Origin of the sequence: Novipirellula rosea (assembly GCF_039541335.1) — a bacterium.
Taxonomy (GTDB): domain Bacteria; phylum Planctomycetota; class Planctomycetia; order Pirellulales; family Pirellulaceae; genus Novipirellula; species Novipirellula rosea.
Map to the genome: position 1 here is coordinate 35,354 of NZ_BAABGA010000005.1, position 16,434 is coordinate 51,787.

13 protein-coding genes are annotated in these 16,434 nt (G+C 55.6%); 7 read left to right on the forward strand and 6 right to left on the reverse strand.

Going from position 1 to position 16,434, the window contains the following annotated elements; all coding sequences use genetic code 11:
- Positions 1-284: 284 nt before the first annotated feature.
- The 5 genes from ABD971_RS00320 to ABD971_RS00340 all read right to left on the reverse strand — a co-directional run bounded on the left by ABD971_RS00320 (position 285) and on the right by ABD971_RS00340 (position 6,471).
- A complete protein-coding gene (locus ABD971_RS00320) occupies positions 285-2,153 on the reverse strand; it encodes a hypothetical protein (RefSeq protein ID WP_345318342.1) in 1,869 nt (622 codons plus the stop codon).
- A 488-nt stretch (positions 2,154-2,641) separates the two neighbouring features.
- Positions 2,642-3,094 carry an RrF2 family transcriptional regulator gene (locus ABD971_RS00325; protein ID WP_345318344.1) on the reverse strand — a complete coding sequence of 151 codons (453 nt, stop codon included), beginning with the start codon at positions 3,092-3,094 and terminating at the stop codon, positions 2,642-2,644.
- A gap of 48 nt (positions 3,095-3,142) precedes the next feature.
- Positions 3,143-4,402 (reverse strand): sulfate reduction electron transfer complex DsrMKJOP subunit DsrP, encoded by a 1,260-nt coding sequence (gene dsrP, locus ABD971_RS00330; protein ID WP_339944270.1) that lies wholly within the window; start codon positions 4,400-4,402, stop codon positions 3,143-3,145.
- 93 nt (positions 4,403-4,495) lie between these two features.
- Positions 4,496-5,425: a 4Fe-4S dicluster domain-containing protein gene (locus ABD971_RS00335; RefSeq protein ID WP_339944268.1), complete on the reverse strand. Its 930-nt coding sequence runs from the start codon at positions 5,423-5,425 to the stop codon at positions 4,496-4,498.
- Positions 5,422-6,471: a hypothetical protein gene (locus ABD971_RS00340; RefSeq protein ID WP_345318347.1), complete on the reverse strand. Its 1,050-nt coding sequence runs from the start codon at positions 6,469-6,471 to the stop codon at positions 5,422-5,424. The genes ABD971_RS00335 and ABD971_RS00340 overlap by 4 nt, the downstream gene beginning before the upstream one ends.
- 203 nt (positions 6,472-6,674) lie before the next feature.
- Here ABD971_RS00340 and ABD971_RS00345 point away from each other — a divergent pair, with 203 nt between their 5' ends.
- The 6 genes from ABD971_RS00345 to ABD971_RS00370 all read left to right on the forward strand — a co-directional run bounded on the left by ABD971_RS00345 (position 6,675) and on the right by ABD971_RS00370 (position 12,702).
- Positions 6,675-6,947 carry a hypothetical protein gene (locus ABD971_RS00345; protein ID WP_345318349.1) on the forward strand — a complete coding sequence of 91 codons (273 nt, stop codon included), beginning with the start codon at positions 6,675-6,677 and terminating at the stop codon, positions 6,945-6,947.
- Between the two features lie 124 nt (positions 6,948-7,071).
- Positions 7,072-9,495 (forward strand): molybdopterin-dependent oxidoreductase, encoded by a 2,424-nt coding sequence (locus ABD971_RS00350; RefSeq protein ID WP_345318351.1) that lies wholly within the window; start codon positions 7,072-7,074, stop codon positions 9,493-9,495.
- The gene (locus tag ABD971_RS00355; RefSeq protein ID WP_345318353.1) at positions 9,492-10,319 is read left to right on the forward strand and encodes a diheme cytochrome c precursor; all 828 of its coding nucleotides are present in this window, start codon (positions 9,492-9,494) and stop codon (positions 10,317-10,319) included. The genes ABD971_RS00350 and ABD971_RS00355 overlap by 4 nt, the downstream gene beginning before the upstream one ends.
- Before the next feature lie 5 nt (positions 10,320-10,324).
- Complete coding sequence (locus ABD971_RS00360; RefSeq protein ID WP_345318355.1) at positions 10,325-11,059, forward strand: 4Fe-4S dicluster domain-containing protein; 735 nt, start codon at positions 10,325-10,327, stop codon at positions 11,057-11,059.
- Entirely contained in the window at positions 11,052-11,363 is a 312-nt protein-coding gene (locus ABD971_RS00365; protein ID WP_345318357.1) for a DUF167 domain-containing protein, read from the forward strand. The genes ABD971_RS00360 and ABD971_RS00365 overlap by 8 nt, the downstream gene beginning before the upstream one ends.
- Position 11,364: 1 nt before the next feature.
- On the forward strand, positions 11,365-12,702 hold the full coding sequence (locus tag ABD971_RS00370; protein ID WP_345318359.1) for a hypothetical protein: 1,338 nt from the start codon (positions 11,365-11,367) through the stop codon (positions 12,700-12,702).
- 411 nt (positions 12,703-13,113) lie between these two features.
- On the opposite strand, the gene ABD971_RS00375 is transcribed toward ABD971_RS00370, so the two are convergent.
- Complete coding sequence (locus tag ABD971_RS00375) at positions 13,114-14,559, reverse strand: trypsin-like peptidase domain-containing protein (RefSeq protein WP_345318361.1); 1,446 nt, start codon at positions 14,557-14,559, stop codon at positions 13,114-13,116.
- Positions 14,560-15,648: 1,089 nt separating this feature from the next.
- Here ABD971_RS00375 and ABD971_RS00380 point away from each other — a divergent pair.
- Positions 15,649-16,146: a hypothetical protein gene (locus ABD971_RS00380; protein WP_345318363.1), complete on the forward strand. Its 498-nt coding sequence runs from the start codon at positions 15,649-15,651 to the stop codon at positions 16,144-16,146.
- The last annotated feature ends 288 nt before the right edge of the window (positions 16,147-16,434 follow it).

Consider the following 16,434-nt stretch of genomic DNA (forward strand, 5'->3'; position numbering starts at 1 on the left):
TTTGAACGAATCCCGCAATACGTTCAACCACGATGAAACTTCTTGATATTCGTTTAGCCCCGCGGCTGCTTTTGCAACCGTGGGTGTGGGATTAACACCTAGCCGAAACAGCTGTCAACGGCGATTCGAGAATCAAGAAAACTTTTTCAGTTTCACACTCCGCTGGAAATCGTCTGGCCACTGTGACGCAAGTAGCGGAATTCTCGCAAATTCCGCTTTAAAACGTTCCCAGGCTGCAACAAGTCTGGGTGACTCATGCAGCCTGGGTCGACCTTGCGTTTTTGTTAGCGGAGGTCGCTTTGCACCGACAAGTCGCTCTCCAAAACCACTTCCGCGACCTGTACAGATGCTTCTGCGGCAGCGACCGCTCCGGCTCGCACCAACAACGCCTCTCCAACCGACTCGGGCACCGGCTGAACCGCAGGGGCTGGCTGGGCGGCAGGAGCTGGCTGGACCGCGGGGGTTGGCCAGATACCGGCAATCAACTCCACCGCTTGGCTGGCCACCTGGCTACTCGATGTGGCGACGGTATGGAATCGTGAACCAAGCAATCGGCCGAGCCGGCGAGCCGAACCGCGACGGAGTTGGCGTGTCATTTTGGGCGTGACCGCATCGACCTTCCAAACCAACTCGTCCAGCAAACAATCCGCCGAGGCTTTAATTACAACCGGGTCCGCATCCGCGTTGGCCACAGAATCACTTTCCACCACAGCCTCAACGACCGCTTCGACCTCGGCAACCGCTTCAACTTCGGCAACCGCTTCGACTTCCGCAACCGCTTCGACTTCGGCGTCCATTTCGACTTCGGTTTCGACATCGGCGGTGGACCACATGTCGGGCTTTTCGACGTGATTGTTGCGGTCCAAGATGCAGTAGGGCTTGTAGACGAGCGGATAGAAGTTCCAAACCTGGATATCCGCAGCCGCCAAATCATACGGCAGGTAGGCTTCTTCGATCGTCGCGATGATTGCCGAAGAACCGATGATCGCGTCCGCAGAAGCGGCGTCTGCCGCGATCGCATCAAGCTCCGCTTCGGCTTCAAATTCATCCGCATCGGCTACCACTTCAACTTCCGCTACCACTTCGACTTCCGCATCGGCCACCGCTTCGACATCCGCACTGGCCACTTCAACGTCCGCCGGCTCGGCTTCGTCCCGCACTTCCACATTGGCCACTTCGGCTTCCGCCTCTTCCACCTGGGCCAGCTCCACATCTGCTACTTCCGCATCGGCTACTTCCGCAGCTTTGACTTCCACTGGCTCATCTGCGGTGAAGTCGGCCGCCAATGATTCGCTGGCGGTGGGGGGTTCGTCGGCGAGTACTTCGGCTGCGGGAGCCTCGGCGGTTACCGGTTCGGCGGTTACCGGTTCGGAAGGAAGGGGTTCATCAACCGCAGAACCGATCGATGCTTCGCTCTTGGGAGGGGTGGTCGCCATGACATAGCTGCTACTGAGCAAGTCTTCGGCTTCGTGACCGGGAGCGTCAACATCGATCGGTTCTTCGTCAGCGAGTGATTTCAAATCGCTGCGTTCCTCATCGGCAGTCGCGAGATCGCCAACACAGTGATTGTCGGGGGTGTCCACAATCGGTGCTGGCAAGGTTCCTTCGTAATAAGAAACCTCTTCCGCTTCCGCCTCATTATCGCTAGACGCCACGGCGTCATGCGTGCTGCTACTCTCTTCCGCCATCTGCTGAAGCCGCGAGATTTCCTCGAGCGAGCTTTGAGCATAAGGGGCGACCATCGCAAACGGTTCGATCATCTGTTGGATCGACACTCCGCCACGACGACTGACGCTTTCCGCAACGGCAAACAACGCGTCCAGGACCGCACTCGACTCAGGTGCGTTCGCCTGATCCTTTCCGTTTGCCTCAACCTCTTCACAAGCTTCGGTTACAACCGAAATATCCTTGATTTCATTTACTTCTTGCAAAGTTGCGGAAAGCGTCGACATTCCCAGTGGCCCCGAATCGTGAGTCCCCCATCCGCACCACTGATCAAATCCATTCACCGTCGAATCAAGCGGTGCGACATCCGTCTTGGGATCAAAGTTGACGTCCACTGCATAGCTCGCACCGGAGCCTGCGACAGTGATACCGGCAATGAGACATGACAATAGGAAGCGGCGAACACGCTGAGTTAAACAAATTTTCATGGATAAATCCTCCTGATAAAATTCTGCATACCTCGCAATGTCTCCGACAAGGGACACGGCCGGGACTCTAAACAAAGAGCCAGCGAGGTACACAGAGTGCGTCGCTAGCGAGGGCGACTCTATGCGGATGGGTCTGGCGGGAAATAAAATTCCGAAGACGGTGGGGCTCACGATGAGCCAGTGGCAACCAAACCAGAGGTTGATAATCTTGCGGAACAATAAGCGTATCGGCGACTTTTCGGGCTACGGTTACTCTAGCGGCCACGAAAACGATAACGATGCCATGCGACCGTTCCGGTCGTAACGGCTGGGAAGAGCCAGGACCAGGTGGCGGATTTCCGCACAAGTTCCCCAGTCCAGCAAAGCCCGCATTTCCATGCGAAAACAGACCGCGTCACCTTCAACACGTCGCCTGGGCGTCACCAATATCGCTTTAGGTTCGCAACGCTGTACCATCGTCGCGATGGCCTAGACCCCAAACGGCCAAACTACCGCGATCGACGCAATCGCCAACGCGAACGGCCTTGGTCCTTTACATAGGCTTTGCGAAAGGCATCAAACGTGGTGTTGTGAAGCACTGCATCAGTGGCCTTGCGAACATCGGCTAACCGATCATGCAGCGGGCACTTTTCACCGACGCCACAGACGCCGCCGCCAAACGGGCAATGCGTCGAATGCTCCTCTCGCTCGAACAACGCAAAAACGTCATACAGTTTGACTTCGCGCGGGTGCATCGCAAAGGTGAACCCGCCTCCGGGCCCCCGCGTTCCCTCGATCAATCCTGCTTGCGCAAGCGTCGACAGAATCTTGCCCAAGAATGGACGCTGCAATCCTCGATCCTCGGCGATCTCGGTCGCGGAAAGTCGTGTTGTCCCACCATCATAGACCTCCGCCAACCGGCTAAGCGCAGCGATCGCTGTTTCTGTCGCTTTTCCGTACATGAGATCCACAAAATGAAATGGGGAGGCGACAGCCACAATCCATCGAGCTTAATGCGATACTGCGTCCGCTTCGGCCTCGGGATGATTCAATCGCCCTGTAAACACGTTGGCGATCAATCTTAACATGACAGTCAAAATCAACAATCCGAAGGCCCAAATCCCCGCAGTCACCTTCCACTCCACCAAGCTGGGTGTGTACTCCACCATCTCGTGTAGCGTCGAGGGAATGAACCCAGGAATGATCAGCCCCATCCCTTTCTCGATCCAGATCCCGACGATCACCAACAAACATGCGATGATTCGTATCGAACCTCGCTGCAGTGCCGCGGGACTAAAGAACAACACGGTGCCGATCAGATTCATGGCGATCGCGGTCCAGATCCAAGCGACCAAACCGTGATGACCATGCAATCCAAAGAACAGATACTTTGCCGACACACCGTGCGCCCCGCCGGTGTAAAACAGCGTAAAGATCTCGCTCGCCAACATTACTAAGTTGATCACCATGGCGACGCGAATGATTTGAATCAACGTTCGTGCGGGCCCAGGCGGCGCCGTATATCCGCTGGTGATCCGCAGGACTCGCATCACCAAAATGATGAACGCGGGGCCGCTGACAAATGCCGATGCCAGAAACCGTGGTGCCAATAACGCCGTGTTCCAAAATGGACGTCCCCCCAAACCGCAATACAGAAACGCGGTGACGGTATGAATACTGATCGCCCAAACGATCGACAGAAAAACAAACGGGATGTACCAGACCGGATTCGGTTTGCGGCCCAAATACCGCATGTAAAGCAAATAGCCGACGATGTGCAGGTTGATCACCAGGTAACCGTTCAACACGATCACATCCCACGTCAACATCGACATTGGCCAATTGAACCGACCGATTCCGGGGATCAAATGCCAAAATCGATCGGGACGCCCCAAATCCACCAGCACGCTGAGTGTACACATCACGATCGCGGCAACCGCAACCGCCTCGCCGACGATCACCACCTTGTGCATCTCTTCGTCATCGTACAAATAGGCGGGAATCACCATCATCACGCCCCCAGCAGCCAAGCCGACGCAAAAGGTGAAGTTGGCGATATACAGTCCCCAACTAACGTGATCCGTCATGTTGGTGGTGATCATTCCGGCCGAAACTTGGTTTGCCCAAGCGTTTGCGCCAACCAGTGCCACCGCAGTCAACGCCGTCATCCAGGCATAAAACCCAAGCGAGCCATCGGTTGCTAGAGAGAGCGAACGCCGCAAGAAGGCAGGATAGCTCAATATCGCGGAAGGTTTTTGCAGAGTGCTCATAGGAGATTCGTCAGTCACGGCGCGGCGGATGTTTTTTGCGTTCCCATGGGCGATCGCGATTGGGCCACTCAAAATCTACTTGTTGAAAAAGATTTACTTGTCAAAAAAGTAGAAGAAGGCTGGCTTCGTGCCTAATTCTTCTTTCAGCACATACACACGTTTGTTTTCGAGCAGCCAGCGAATGTTGGAATTGGGATCCAAGATATTGCCAAACACCCTCGCCCCCGTCGGACAAGCCTCCAAACACGCTGGCAGTCGTCCGCGGCGAGTCCGGTGCAAACAATAGGTACACTTTTCGACCACACCTTGAGGCCGGATGCGATTGCTGAGGTAACTTTGATCGGGGTTCACTTCCTCGGCTGGCACCTCGGGTTTCTTCCAATTGAAACGGCGGGCGTGGTACGGACAGGCAGCCTCACAATAGCGACAACCGATACACCAGTTGTAATCGACCACCACAATGCCATCCTCCTCCTTCCACGTGGCTTGGACAGGACACACGTCCACACAAGGCGGCTCGTCACACTGTTGACACTGAACCGGCAAATAAAACTTGCCGTCCGCAGGAACCGTATGCGTGTACGTCGTATTCCCCTGTTCCATGTCCATCGTGCCCTTGGGCATTTCAAGCACACGGATATAGGACTGGTTTGTGGCGCGGTCGTGATTGTTTTCTTTGTGGCACGCTTCGACGCACTTGCCGTTACCGTTACAAATACTCAGGTTGATCGCGTAGACAAACTTCGTACCTGGCACGGGGCGATCGTCGCCGATCGTCACGTCCGCACCATATTCCTCTTTCGTCTCTTCCTGTAGCCGCGCAAGCACCTCGCGTTTATCTTCATCGCTTAGCTCTTGATAGTGTTGCTGCATGAACTCTGCAGCCGTTGTTTCTTTGGCCGCATGACGCAGCGGCGAGATCGCACCGACAAACGCCGCAGCACCCAGCGTGGCAAAACCACCCTTGACCGCGGTTCGACGAGTCACAATCGGCAGCGACTTTTTCAATTGCGAATCACTCATACCGCCCACCTCTGGTTCAAAATTCGAATTGGATCATCGCAATCTTCAGTGAGCCGTGACGCGTAAGCGGCCGGGTCTCGCACGCTCCGACTCACCATGGGTGTAGCGAAAGTCGTCAAGACATTTGCGTCACAGCAGAATCTCCCGAAACTCTTGACGAGTTCCGCTACCCTCGCCTGCCCGTAGCGGAAGTCGTCAAGACTTTCGTCCACCCCACTCTTCCCGAAACTCTTCCCGAAACTCTTGACGAGTTCCGCTACGGAATCGTTCACGGCACTGGGATCTGCCTGGGAAACAGGCTTTTCAACAGCGGCGCCATGGGCATCGTCCGCCGGCGGACTCAGGAAACGATCGCGAGGCTTGAACGTTGGCTGCATCTTCGGGAACGCTGGCACGTGCGGATCGTGGCAATCGATACAGTTGTTTCGCGTCTGCGGACCACGCGTGAGGTCCCAATAGCCATTCATCCCGCCATGAGCCCCATGCTGATAATCGCGATACTGAGGGCCGTGACATTGAGCACACAATGTCATCACATCGACATACTGAACCTTCGTGCTATCGGCCAACCGCAGCGAATCGGCATCATCGGGATGGTGACACGAATAGCAGGTTGTCGATCCGTGCGAAAACGCCATGCCTTGATGGAATTGATCCAAGTCGGCTGGCGAACGGTTGGCAAAGTTCGGCTCGCGAACGCTGTGACATGTAGAACAGGCGATTGTCCCCGAGCGGCCTTGCGGGTCCACAACTCCTGAATCAATTCGAGGCGGTCCGTCCGGTCGCCGGATCGTTGCCACAAACAATCCGGCTGCATCCCTTGAACCAGCGACTGAATCAGCGACACCCTCAAGTGTGCTCTTTGGCACACCCGGCTGATTGTGTGCGGTGACGTCACTTAAATCCGACGCGAGTGTTTCTTGGGGACCAACACTGCTGGGCTCTGACGCTTCTCGGACGTTACGTCCTGCAACCCACAAAGCGACTGCGAGCCAGCCCATCAGCAACACAAAGACGGCTAATCGATAGATATTTCCTTGATACACGCAGTCCTCTCATTGCTTGCAAGAACGAGCCTGCGATCGAAGGCTAGTCATGAACGCTCGCGTCGACGCACTTAGGATCTTATCAATTCCCCAACGCCATTCAAGACAAGTTGGTCGTTTGTTATTGTTTATTTTGGACAAATTGGTATTTTATTCAGAGACGCGTCGCAGCTTCTCTTTTCGATTCCAATGATTAGGTGATCGTGACCATGCCCATCAGTGGACTTGTTGTAACTCTTTCAGACAACGACACCGAACGTGCCAATGCATTAAACTCGCTGCGTCGTGACCCGCGAATCGAGTTAGGGATAAGTGAACCGGAGCAGCGACACGCGATGCGAATCCCGATCGTCGTGGACACTCAATCCAACGACGAAGACAAGCAGGTTTGGCAATGGCTAAACGAACTCACCGGAGTCGTTTTTGTGGATGTGGCGTTGGTTGGCTTTGAGTCGGATTCGATCAACGATTCCTAACCCAGCGATACGGACAGGCAGCCTGCAGAACATCGCAGTGAATGCAGGCTGACAGCCTGCACGACGTCATTCCACGATTCCTCATCCTCCGCCACTTGCAGCAAAAAACCATCAGGACGAAACGATGAACAACGATCGCCGGGCATTTATGAAACAGGCGGCTATGGCAGCAGCAACCGCCGCAGCCACTCGATCGGGCAGTGCGTTTGCGTTGCCGGTGGTCGATCCGACGGAAACAGACGCTTCATCGTCAATTAATTGGAACAAGGCTCCGTGCCGTTTCTGTGGCACCGGTTGCCATGTGCAAGTCGGTGTGGAAGAGGGCCGCGTGGTCGCTGTGGCCGGCGACAAGCACGCTGATGTGAACAAGGGTCTGCTGTGCGTCAAAGGCTATCACGTCGGCGGCATCCTGTACGGCAAAGACCGTTTGACCAAGCCGCTATTGCGTGATGGCGATTCGTACAAACAGATCGATTGGGACGAAGCCATCGATATCGTTGCCAAACGGATCATGAAATCGCCCAAGACGTTTGCGTTTTACGGCTCGGGTCAATGGACGATCCCGGAAGGCTACGCCGCTCAAAAATTCATGAAAGGCGGTCTGTCGAACAATCATATCGATCCCAACGCTCGGCTTTGCATGGCGTCGGCGGTCACCGGTTTTCTGGCGACCTACGGCGTTGACGAACCGGCGGGATGTTATGCGGACTTGGACGAATGTGATGTCTTAATCACCTGGGGTAACAACCCTGCCGAAATGCACCCGGTGCTCTTTTCGCGAGTCATCGACCGGCGTTCCAAGGGCGAAAAGGTGCGATTGATCGACATCGGCACCCGCCGCACTCGAACCACCGACGCCGCGAACGACTTTCTGATGATGAAGCCGCACGGCGATGTCGCGATTGCACTGGGGATCATGCATCTGCTGATCAAAAACGGAACCTACGACAAAAAGTTCGTCGAGAACTTTGTCAACTTCCGTGCTCCGGAACCGGAAAACCCAACACTGCAAGGCGAAGCGATCTCGTTTGACGAGTACAAGAAACGAATCGCGAAGTACACGCCCGAACATGTCGCTGAATTGTCAGGATTATCGGTCGAGCAAATTCGAATGCTGGGCGATCTGTTCGGAAACCCCGAACTGAAAATCACCAGCCTGTGGTGCATGGGGATGAACCAGCACACGATGGGCACGGCGATCAACAGCTTGGTGCATGGCGTTCATTTCTTGAGCGGGCATTTTGGCAAACCCGGCGATTCGCCCACCAGTTTGACCGGGCAACCATCGGCCTGCGGCACCGTTCGCGAAGTCGGCACACTGGCACATGCATTGCCCGGCGGACGCGTCGTTGCCAATGACGAACATCGTGCCCAGTCCGAAGAGATCTGGAACATGCCGGCCGGCCGGATCGATGCGGTCCCCGGTTACCACACTGTGAAAATGTTCGATCAATTTACCAAGGCCACCGACGAAGGAGGCGACATCGATACGCTGTTCGTCCAGGTCACCAATCCTGGCCAAACGCTGCCTAACTTGAACTTGCTGTTCAATGACAAAGAAAACCTGAAGGACAAATTCCTGATTGTCTCGGACGTCTACCCGACGGCCACCACACGACTGGCCGACTTGATCTTGCCGGCGGCGATGTGGGTAGAAAAAAACGGCATGGTCGGCAATTCGGAACGACGAACGCAGCAATGGTTCAAAATGGTTGATCCGCCTGGCGAAGCACGCGACGATTGTTGGCAAACGATCGCAATCGCTCACCGCTTGTTCGAACTCGGCCACGAGGGAATGAAGGACAAAGACGGCAAATTCATCTTTGCGGTTTATGACGACGACGGCGAAGAGGTTCCGGTGTGGCAGTGGGAACACTACTACGACATCAATGTCGATAAGGCGTTGTTCGAAGAGTACCGCAAATTCACGGTGATGAAACACAAGAATCTGGCACCGTACGAAGAATACGTAAAAGCACGCGGGTTGCGTTGGCCGGTGGTCGAACAAGCCGACGGATCGTGGCGGGAAACCATGTTCCGTTTCGCTGGTTTTGATGATCCGTTTGTCGCCGAAGGAAAAGAGATCGACTTTTACCATTCGGTCACTCACGACGGTCGCGGCCAAGTTTGGTTCCATGATTACCAACCGCCGCCGGAGGTGCCCGACGACGAGTACCCGTTGTGGTTGTGCACCGGCCGTGTGCTGGAACATTGGCACTCAGGAACGATGACGCGGCGTGTGTCGCAACTGAACCGCGCGATGCCCACCGCCTATATCGAAGTTCACCCGGACGATGCATCGGCGCTGAACATTCGCCAAGGCGAAGTGGTCACGGTTGAATCTCGCCGCGGCAGCTGTGATTTGCCTGTCTGGATCAACGGTCGCGGACAACCACCCAAGGGATCGATTTTTGTTCCGTTTTTTGACGAATCGAAACTGATCAATAATGTCACGCTCGAAGCTCACGATCCGTTTTCGAAGCAGCCCGACTACAAGAAATGTGCCGTGCGAATTCGCAAACCGAACGCCGAGGTGGCCCAGCGATGAATAGCGAATCCAACTCGAAAAACCTAGCGACTCGTGGTTCAATCGCCTTGCTGGTCGCTGTCATCGGCGTTGCCGTGGTCGGCTACTTCGTCGGCATCAACGACGGGGTCCCGCAAGAAGATTTCGAGCAGCAAGCACCGTGGCTATCGTCGCAAGTCGAGGGAACCGAGCGACCCGCGGAACCTCCGTCCACGTCCACGATTGCCGCCGTCACTTACGCGGAAATGCGGCGTAGCGAGACGGGACCGACAAGTCAGTGGAAGCCGAAACTCGACCAGATCCCGCAGCCTCAATACGATTTGTTCGCCGTGATCAAACCGAGCGAAGAGGCTAAGCTGCAGTCGACGCTAACGCGTGCATCTCGCCGGGCTTTCAACGGAGCTCCGCCGATCATCCCGCACGTCGTCGAAGGCACAAACGACGCGGCTTGTTATGCGTGTCACGGCGAAGGCAAACGCATCGAGAACCGAGTCGCCAACCGGATGTCGCATGGATTTTTGGCAAACTGTGTCCAGTGCCATGCTCCGCCGCCGCCGAAACCGTTCACCGACTTTGACTCCGAGGTGCAAACCACGTTTGTCGGCCTGCCCGCACCGCTCAACGGCGAGCGTGCCTTTCCCGGTGCCCCGCCCACGATCCCGCATTCAACTTGGATGCGAGACCAGTGTTTGGCGTGTCACGGTGGCAACGTCGGTTGGGCAGGACTCGAATCGACGCACCCTTGGCGAACCAATTGTCTACAATGCCATGCTCCTTCGGCAACACTTGACCAATCGATCGTGCCCGAGCAAATCGGCTTCCTGCCGGAACCCAACGTAAAGTAAACGTGATGTCAGACCAACAACCGCCACGCGAGGGTCTTTCCCGCCGCGACCTGCTGCACGGTCGGTTGTTTGGTCATCGTGATCCCGAGCCCACTGCGGAACCACCGACGACGACACCGCCGCCCGAGCGACGCCATCCGCCGCTGGTGATGCGGTACCCACGGACAACGCGCGAAGTCGGTGCTGCGGATGCGGATCCGGAAAAGTCGATCGAGCCCAACACGGCGCGTCGCCGCACGATTCCTATCCTGCGGCCTCCCGGCGCGATCGACGAAGAGAGTTTTCTGAACGAATGCACGCGATGCAATCGCTGTATCGAAGTCTGTCCTCACGACGCGATCGTCCATGCTCCGCCGCGAATGCGCGAAGCAGCCGGCACGCCGATGATCGATCCCGACCATCAACCGTGCATGATGTGCAACGATTTCCCTTGCATCACCGCTTGCGAACCGGATGTGTTGACCACGCACGTACGCCCGATGATGGGAACCGCGATCGTAACCGAGCATTTGTGTCTGGCGCACCACGGAACAACCTGTACCGTGTGCAGCGAGCGGTGCCCCGTCGAGGGCGCCATCCAAGTCAGCGAGGGAAAACCCAAGGTCAAGGAATCCGCGTGCACGGGTTGTGGTGTCTGTCGCTATGTTTGCCCGGCGCCGGAAAACGCGATCCTGCTGATGCCCGCCTTCATCCGTCCGACTCCAAAAACAAGACAGCGAAACAAGCCAGTCAATGAATGAACCACACGACGCGCTCGATCCAAACGAGACCCCTGAAATACTCGAAGCTCACTGGGACCGCGAACAAGTGGTTCAGCTGTTTCACGACCTCAGCGAAGGTGCCAACGTACAACACGTGCAAGTGCGTGCTGCGTCCGATGGTCGCGCGGCCGATCAATCAGTCACGCTTCTCGAGGCCAAAGCTCTCTTTGAGCAAGGCGAAGCCCGGGCGATTCAAATTCGCTACGACTTTGACGAGCAGAATTGGTGCGACACGCTGATGGTCAAGCCCGACGAAGTCCATATCATCCGCACCCGAGTGTAACGTGACTGAATCGGCCAGCATTCAATGGGTCCGCCACCTTGCGGTGCAAACGTTGGTTGCGGCTGTGGCAATCCAGTGCCTGATGGTGAACTCAGCGTCGGCTCAATTGTCGTACGAGCGAGAACCGATCGAGTACTCAACAACCGCTTCGAACGATCCGGTCGCACGCCTGTTAACGCGGCTTTCCTCCGATAACGATTCACTTTCGAACGACAAAAAATACGGCTACCTCCCCGCGCTGCTTCGCGAACTGGACGTCCCGGTCAATTCCCAAACGCTGGTGTTTTCTAAAACCAGTCTGCAGCGGCACCTAATTTCTCCATCCAATGCCCGTGCGATCTACTTCAACGATGAAACCTATATCGCCTGGGTCCCCGGCGGCGAAGTCATCGAGATCGCGTCGACCGATCCAATGCTCGGCACTGTGTTCTACACCATCGCGGAAGGACCAACCAATACGACAGGCAAATTGGTTCGGCACAACGACCGCTGTTTATTCTGCCACGGATCAACCGACACGGGTCGCGTTCCCGGATTGATCATGCAATCGGTCTACACCAACGCCGATGGTGACCGCGTTTTTCCATCGCGTTCGATTCCCACCGACCCGCGTGGCACACTGTCGGGCCGCTGGGCAGGTTGGTACGTGACCGGCACCCACGGTTCGCAATCACATCTGGGCAACTTGATGTTGTCGTCGGGCGATGAAGTGCAGCCGGCAGAAACGCTTACCACAGGCAATATCACCGACCTCTCGCCTTGGCTCGACGTTTCAAAATACATGATTCCCGACAGCGACCTGATCGCCTTGATGGTGCTACAACACCAAGTCTCGATGCACAATCGGTTGACCGAGATTAATCACAAGACACGGCTACACCAAAGCGAAGTAAAAGCGATTCACAATGCGAATGACAATCCTCCCTCTCGCCCGACGGATGATCGTGAATCGGATGAAGACGCCTTTGTTTTCAGCCAGTTAGCCGAGCGACTCGTCGATGGATTGCTGATGGTCGACGAACCTTTGCTGAGCGACCAAATCAGCGGCACCAGTTCGTTTACCGAGAGTTTTCAAACGCGAGGCCCGGCGGATCCGCGAGGCCGTAGTTTGCGGCAATTCGATCTTCGCACTCGGTTATTCAAGTACCGATGCAGTTACTTGATCTACAGCGATTCGTTTGATGCGATTCCCGATCCTGTCCGAACACGTGCTCTTAAGCGACTAAGAACGATCCTGAGCCAAGATTCTCCCGAGCCGAAATATTCATCGATGTCCAAAGAGGAACGAACTTCGATCTTGCAAATCCTGGACGCCACCAAGCCCGAGTTCCGCCTGTAACCGCAAAGCGGACTTCGCGGTGATCGCCACGACGGATTACCAGGCTCCCTGCCCGGGAACCAGATGCCTCGCAGGCTCGCGGCTGCTGTCATCTACTTTGGTAACAGCACGGCGCGCACCGTCCGTTTGCGGCGAGTCACTCCCTTGAATTAGACCGGGCGGCTTGCGATGGGCCACTAAAACGTTGGTATAGACGTCGGATATTGGGTGCCGTTTTTCTTCCGGCATAAAGTGCAGTCACCTCTCCACCGACGAAGAAGACTGCTGGTTTCGTAGCAATCGAATAGGCCGGAGGCCGAAACATGACAATACCAGAGTTTTAGCAGGCACTGCTTGCGCCGCACCGCTACACACGCCACTCGCTTAATACCAAAGTAGATGGCGGGAGCCTGGGAACGAGTGCCCATTTCCCTACTGGTCACCGCTGCGATGAAAGAACACCGAATCAGGGATCGCCGACATCGCGACATCTCCGTATTGCCAGCGTAAGCTGAGCATTCGTCTACCGCGGCCTTGAAAATAGTCAAGCCGAAACGGCACAAGCCCCGCCTGTAAACGGATCACACACGACTCCTCAAGTGCCGGATGATCGCCATCGTTAACGATTCGATCGCGTCCGCCGATCATCAATCGGCTGCCGTCATCCGAAGCGAGATTGAACGTATAGACACCACTCGTGGGTACATTCAAAAAACCATCAAAGCGAATCGCAAAGTATTCGTCGCGTGGTTTGACCGCTTCGACATCCAGCCCCATCGCGACGCTCGATTTCGGCTCGGGAGCACGAAAAGCCATTTCCAAGGTGTTGTTGAATCTCCTTGGATCCAGCGGATAGGCGGTAACGGTCAAACCTGGCTCGGTCGCGTCGGCAATCTCCGCGTCCACCCCCGCGACCGGCACCGCTTCGGCTAACGTCAAACTCACTTGCATCCGCTGGTCACCGCGCACGACATCGAGCTGAATTGTCTCCCCCGCTTTCCTTCCCACTAGTGCCAGTGGCCATTGGTAGGCATGCCGTGTTTCGTTGCCATTGACGCTTACCACTTGGTCACCGAGTTGCAGTTTGGCATCGGCCGCAGGTCCAGAATCGTCAACCGAGGTCAAAGTGGGTGGATCCACAAGCGGATCAACGTCACATCCTGCAGTGATTCCATCGCGAGCTTCGATCGCCAGCACGCGCGGGATCAATTCGCGGATTCGGTCAGCTCCCATTGCCAACCCCAGCGACTCGGAATTCGAATGCAGTCGCAGTGCCATGCCGATTTGTGCACCTTCGGCGTTCACCAAGGGACCACCCGAGTTGCCTTGAAACAGCGGCGCCGAGGTTTGCACCATGCCGGACGTATAGACATCGTTTTGAAAGGAATAGCGATTCAGCCCACTGAGAATGCCTTCGCTGACCGTCAGTCCCACGCCATGCGGGTTCCCGATCGCGACGATCGGTTCGCCGAGCATCAAATCGTGGCTGCGGCCGATCGGCAAGGTTGGCAGCGGCTCGCCGGCGAGGATACGGATGATGGCCAGATCATAGGCTTCGAGTTCGGCGATCGGCTTGTAGCGAAATTGTCTCCCCTCGCTGTCCTGAACGATCCCCGCCGCAGCCCCCGTGATGACGTGCGACGCCGTCAACGCATACCCTGCCGCATCAATCGTGCTGGCGGAACCGGTCCGGCCTTGTTGTCGCCCGGAATCGTCCTTTCCCAAAAAAGCAAACACTGACGTCACGGCCGGAACCGCCTTTTGCAGCATGCGAACTTGCGGCGTAAAACGCGGGCTGTCCTCGGAAACCGTATTTTCAGTCAACGTCGCGCGAGGCTCATCCGCCATTAGCAAACGGAGCGATGGGCAGACCATCATCAATACGAGGATGAAAGTTATTGGAAACAGTCGGAACAAAGCAGATCCCTTTTTAATAAAGACGCGTTCATGAACGCAACTAACGATACCAGATAACAGGGCAGCCAAGTTCGGAGGCCGAGATAATCTATGCCGGTGGCGAATGCCAGCGGAAGCTGGGGTTGGGCACTAACAAAGCCCAGCGGGCGGCACACTTGCGGACATTCAATCGGCCTCTGGCCTGGTTTTCCTAGGGCTTTCGCCCCACTCTACCCACTGCCGCCACTCCGAGGTCAATCAACGCTAATTCGAAACTCACGTATGGGACGACATGCTGTTGCGGGCAACTAGGCCGGAGGCCGACATATCCTCTGCCGGTGGCGTGAGCCACCGGAAATAGGGCATGGGCACGAACAAAGCCCAGCGGGCGGCACACTTGCGGACATTCAATCGGCCTCTGGCCTCGCGTCGGCCGCTGACACCTAGACCGTTGGCTCACGCCAACGGCATTCACAGTTTCGGGCTCCGGCCTTGTTTTCATGGAGCTTTCGCGCCACGCTACCTACTGCCACCGCTCCGTAGTCAAACATCGCAACTTCGAAACTCGCGTATGGGACGACATGATGTTGCCGCCATTGTCGCTAGTTCACAATAAACAAACTGGCAATTTCACACCTTGGGACCATGACATCAGTGTGCACCAAGTCTCACTCAAGTCCACGTAATTGCGGTTGGTTCTCGTGCATTCCGGGGTCAATCGATGCTTACAGCCGTTACGTTGCGACTAGTGGAGGTTGATGGTTTCAGTTGTTGGCATCCGCAATTTCAACGACTCTACAATCGGCCATCGAACCTATCAACGTTCGATGGAATTCGTCGAGCCGCAAATTGGTTGTGTACACGCAAACAATCTATCGGACAGTAAAAAAGCCGGTTAAATCAGACACCTCTTAGTGAATACGACCACTACTTCCCTCCGCTACTATCTGCCGTGCGAGAAAAAGGAGCCTGGGAGCGAGCGTTTTTTACTGGCGATTGCCAAGAGGAGTCACAAATCATAATTTTTTTTACCTCACTGAAGAAAAAAACTTATACGCAGACTGAGCTCGCATGGATCCGAAACACTACTCACTGAAGCGTTCCGACCAATGGAAATGGGAAGGCAGGTACACTGCCGAAGAAGTTGTCTCGCGAATATCCGAAGATCAACTTGGTGATGACTGGCTTGTCGCCCCGTTTGCTTCCGAAGAACCGCCTGTAGATGCTCGAAAGTTCGCCAACGACCCGTCTATTTTCGTCGCACGTCGACGACGGCGTCAGCAGATTGAAGACCGTCACGCAGAGATATCTGCCAATGTCGCTACGCCATTATTACTGACCTGGGGTAAGCGCGGCCTTGGATTATTTTTTGCCTTTCTTTTGATCGGCCGGGTAACAGTGAGCCTGTTTTTCCCTCACTTGCGTGGCAGCGGCATGACACCCGCCGCCTGGTTTCTCTTGATACCTGCCTGGACTGTCGGGGGAGCAAGCCTGATTGCGACTGCGATCGGATTGCTGCAAAAGAAATCTAGAGTTTCAAAAGCCATCGCAGATTCATGCCATCCATAAAACACCTCCGATTCATCAGCATCGGTCCCCCTGTCGCTTTCTCGGCGAGAGCCCGCCGACTAAACACACAGCGACTCATGACTCATGACTCATGACTCATGACTTCTGACTTCTGACTTCTGACTTCTGACGCTCAGCGGATGGATTGTCGTGAGCACAAGCTAGTGGTGCTTACTTAAACGTTCCGTCAAAGTTGGTTGAATGTCAGACAAATCACTCAGGGCAACAGCGGTCTACCATACCTCAATTCGGTCACTGTTCCGGACTCACCCTCCACCTATTTTCCAT